This window comes from Desulfomarina sp. (genome assembly GCF_054039375.1).
The window spans coordinates 1-4,469 of sequence record NZ_JBPLBA010000215.1 but is presented as its reverse complement, the minus strand read 5'-3'; the positions used below and the strand labels follow the sequence as shown (position 1 = coordinate 4,469).

The 4,469-nt window shown below is 44.7% G+C and carries 2 protein-coding genes; both read right to left on the bottom strand.

All coding sequences use genetic code 11. The features are described from left to right. Positions 1-594: 594 nt before the first annotated feature. On the bottom strand, positions 595-2,499 hold the full coding sequence (locus tag ACXLDX_RS12140) for a response regulator (protein ID WP_457577450.1): 1,905 nt from the start codon (positions 2,497-2,499) through the stop codon (positions 595-597). Positions 2,500-2,795: 296 nt separating this feature from the next. Further along, on the bottom strand, positions 2,796-4,469 hold a 1,674-nt coding region (locus tag ACXLDX_RS12135), incomplete at its 5' end, for an ATP-binding protein (RefSeq protein ID WP_457577449.1).

The window sequence follows — 4,469 nt, the reverse complement described above, 5'->3', positions numbered from 1 at the left end:
TTGATATATGGAGCAGAATAATCTATTCCTGTTCACATTCAAACCAGAGTTTCCACGATAACTTTTAAACTTGACAGTGGTTGCTCGGAAACGTACACTCGGGTGTTTAACCCTGTGGATAGTTAGTATCTGTCCAGAAATGAGGATTTTTGTTCGAGATCAAGGCGCACGGGAAATTTTACCGCAGGCATATAATTAATATTCCGAGGATAAAATTTTTCCTGATTACCCATGAAACTCAGCCAAATTGTGGATGTGCCTGTTTTATCAGGCTGGCCTACGGTCAAAAATCACTGGAAATCTCAATTGATAAGGAATTCAGATGAAAAAGTGTCAGTCCAGATCATTTTATAATCAGTCTAATATGATTTTTGAAATACGCCTGACAAAACAACCACATCCCCAGATTCACAAATAACAGGCTGAGTTTCATACGTAATCAGAATCTTTTATGGGCATCTTGAAAAATACTAGTTTTTCAAAATACTCTTAGTTTCCAGGGGACGATTCTTACTTTCTCTAATGCTCCTGGAGGGGCAACAGTTCATAGAGACGTATCGTTTTCAAGAGTTGATTACTCGGATGGGCAGGGCGTTATTTGTTGATTTCCTCGTGAATAGCCAGAGCGAGATCTGATAGATTGAGGGGTTTTGCAAGATAGTGTATTACTCCAAGTTCTCTAATTTTATTCAGTTCCACAGGGTTGAAAAATCCGGATGCTACAATGGCCTTCTGGTCGGGAACAATTTTTAAAATTTCTTTGTATGTTTCATATCCATTAATGCCCGGTTCCATAACCATATCCATAAGCAGGAGGTCCACCGGTTGTTTTTTTATATACTCAATGGCTTCCTCCCCACTGGTTGCAGTGACTGGATTATAACCGAGCCGTCTCAGAATGCTGGCCGTCAGGTCTCTCTGGGATTGCTCATCGTCGATGACAAGAATTTTTTCACCATTGCCCAGGAGAGAGTCCAGGGATATGGCCGAAGTATCCCTGCGGCTTTTTTCTTCATTAGCCGGGAAAAAGAGTTCAAAAAGAGTGCCGTTTGAGTCACTTTTGACATCAATAAACCCCTGGTGGTCCCGTACGGTATGAAGAATAACCGTCAGGCCAAGACCGGAGCCGCTTTTTCCCAGTTTTTTCCTGGAAAAAAACGGTTCAAAAATATGAGGTAATGCAGATGCTGTGATTCCTGACCCGGTGTCCTTTACAGAGAGTACCGCATATGTTCCCGGAGGAACCGTGTCATACCCTTTTTTTGGTTCTGTCAGAATTTCTTTCCTTGTGGACAGATATATATGACCTCCGTTGTTGATGGCCTCGGCTCCATTACGGATGAGATTGATAAGAACTTTTGTTATATGTATGGGGGAAACCAGGGTATTGTTGAGATGGGGAGAGAGATGGAAATCAATCATGATCCCGGGGAAAGACTGAATAAGCTGGTAATAGTCGAGGGATTCAAGGTAATCTTTTATGATGTCGTTGAGATTATGATTTTCTTTTTGACAGGTGGACCCCCTGGCGACGGTAAGCAGATCTTCTACAACCGCTGCCGCCTGTTTACCTGCAGCCCTGATACGAATAATGTCATTTCTGTATTTTTCCGATGAGGGCATGTCGAGGAGCAGGAGTTCGGGGAAAGTGACGATGCTGCTGAGGATATTATTCAGGTCGTGGGCCACGCTGCCCGCCATCAGACCAATTGACTCCATTCTTCTGGCATGATCCAGTTTTTCCTGCATTCGCAGATGTTCCTGCTCATGTTTCTTTTTTTCGGTGAGATCACGTATGGCTGCAACCCATAACAGTCGCCCGTCGTCATCAATCTGCCTGAGTCTGATTTCTGCCGGAAATCTTTCACCGTTGAATCGTATTGCCTCTACTTCGCAAACATGGTTAAGAGATTTTCCTCCTGAGAATATTTCAAATTGTTCAGATAAGGGCAGAGCCGGAAGAATCTCAAAAAAATCGCGACCTAAGACATTTCTCTCATCCACAGCCAGAAGCCGGCAGAACTGGTTGTTGACCTCAATAATCTCTTCCATGGAAAAAATAACAATTCCTTCCCACGTTGCTTCGGAGAGCCTCTGGAATTTATTTCTGCTGGCTGTCAACTCAGCCTTCAAATTCTGTGTTTCAATGGCCCGTTTGATAACCTGGTGTACTCTTTCCGGCTTGCAGGGTTTAGTGAGATAATCATAGCAGCCGATACGGATAGCCTGGATGGCTGAGTCAACAGAAGCTCTTCCCGTGAGAATCACGGTAGGCAGATCCGGATAGTTTTGAGTCAGATATTCCGCAACTTCCAGGCCGTTGAGGTCGGGTAGATGCAGGTCAAGGAGAACAAGATTGTACTTTTGTCGGGAAAGAATAGTGAAGACTGCTCCGCCCGAAGATACAGTATCCACGCTATAGCCATGATTCTGCAGCACACGCTTGATACTGTCACGGAACTGGGGCTCGTCATCTACAACTAATATTCTTTCTGGCATAAGTGTGAAGTTTCTAGCAACTGTATGTAGTATGTTGTTGTTTTCTTAAGGAATACCATGAGTAAGGCTAGATGAAATAGAGAAAGAAGTCAATTGAAATTCCAACTCTCCGTGAAACTCAGGACGATTGAAAAAAAACTATTTTTTCTGGTTGGATTGATGTTAAATAATATTGAATATCATAGAGTTACTGGCCCTGTGAGTAGTTGCCTCAATCGTTCTTCATTCTGAATCCGCAGGAGGATGCCGTTAACGGAGGGGAACGAGTCTTATCCGAATCCGTGACGGCTTTGTGATTATTTTTGGGATAAGGATTTGGGAATTGGTATTGTAACGGTAAATGTGGTTCCGGTTTCCGGATTTGAAATATGTGCAATTGATCCACCGAGGTCTTTGACAAGCTTCCGGATGATGGCCAGACCAAGTCCGGAATGTTCTCCTTTCTTAGTCGTGTGGCCCGGTTTGTAGAGTGTTTCAGTAACAGCAGGAGAGATACCGGGGCCATTATCGGACACCAGAATTTTGGCACAGGGGGTTTTTCGGAGAGAATTATCATGTTCCAGTCGTGTTTCCACCTGTATAGTCCCTGTATCTCCCAGGGCCTCCAGGCTGTTGTTAATCAGGTTGTTCAGAATCTGGCGAATTGCCCCGGGACGGCTGAATCCTGTTATCTCCTCTGATGCAAGGGTCCGGGAAAGCTCTATTGTTGAATCAGCTTTAAAAGATTTGTTAAAGAGATCCACCGTTTCTGTAACGATCCTGTTGATATCAACTCTTTCAAGTCCGGCAGGGGCTTCTGGTCCTGAAAGGTTGTTGAGTCTTCTGCTGATGGTGTTGATTCGATCAAGTTCACTTGAGATTATCTGTAGATCTTTCTGGAGTCCCTGATCCTGCAGGTTATCGGCAAGCAGCGAAATGTAGTTCTGGATGATGGCCAGGGGATTGGATATCTCGTGGGCTATTGAGCGGGCAAATGATTCTTTGGCCGCTGCGCGCTCTCTTGCCAGTTCTTCGGCATGTTCTTCTTTCAGGAGTTCCAGGTTGAGACGATTGCCCAGATAAGTGCATGCAAGAAGCAGGGAATTTTCTTTGGATCTAAGTGTCGTGCATACATGGGGAGCCATTGCAGCCAGAACTATCCCCTTTAAGGAATCCTTCAAGGTGAAAGGGATTGCTGTAAAACACTCTTCTTTCATGATAAGGCGTAGCCGGCTGACCAGAATACGGGACTGATCGTTACTGCCAGTCTGCAGATGGCTTACCCCATGTTTTTCCGTGAGTTTCCTGAAAAATGCAGACCCGGTATCAAGAGTCAGGCTGCCATGCTGCATCTGTCGGGCGATCGGGTTTCCCGATGAACCGTGTACAGACAGCTTTCCTGAAGTGCGGTTGTCTGGCAGAAGGATTATACATTTATGAATGCCAAATACTGTCTGGAGGTTTTCCTCAAAAAGTGAGAATATTCTGTCTGCTGTTTTTGCCCGGGTGAGGCTGTCGAGAAGACCATGATTCAGGGCAATAGTCTCTACTGTTTCCTGTAATTTTTTTTTCCCGTTGTTTTGTCCGGAAACAGTTTTTCTTCCCTGCAATTTCTGCAGGGGTGGTTCCGGCACGGAAACACTCATTTCCATTGATTCGGCAATGGAAAATACTATGGCTTTCTGTTCCTGAAGGATTTCGGGTATGTTGTCAGCTGGAACAGACAGCTTTTCGGCCTCCATGAGAACAGAGTTGTGCTCAGTTTCTGTTTCCTGGGCCAGGAGATTGGCCATGTGGATGATCCGGGTGAGTCTGTCGGTTTTTTTTGACTGAAGTGTGGTGTGGTGATGTTCACGAATGGCATGGATTATTTTTTTATCAAGTTTCCATCGCTCCGTCAGTATGGCACCAATTTCCTGATGTGAAATACCAAAAATACGGTGCTCCAGTTCTGCGAGTTTATCAGGTGGAGTATGATTATCGGCTATTGC

Excerpts from the sequence above, each read along its gene's own strand:
- ACXLDX_RS12140 (WP_457577450.1), bottom strand. The coding sequence starts at position 2,499 with ATGCCAGAAAGAATATTAGTTGTAGATGACGAGCCCCAGTTCCGTGAC.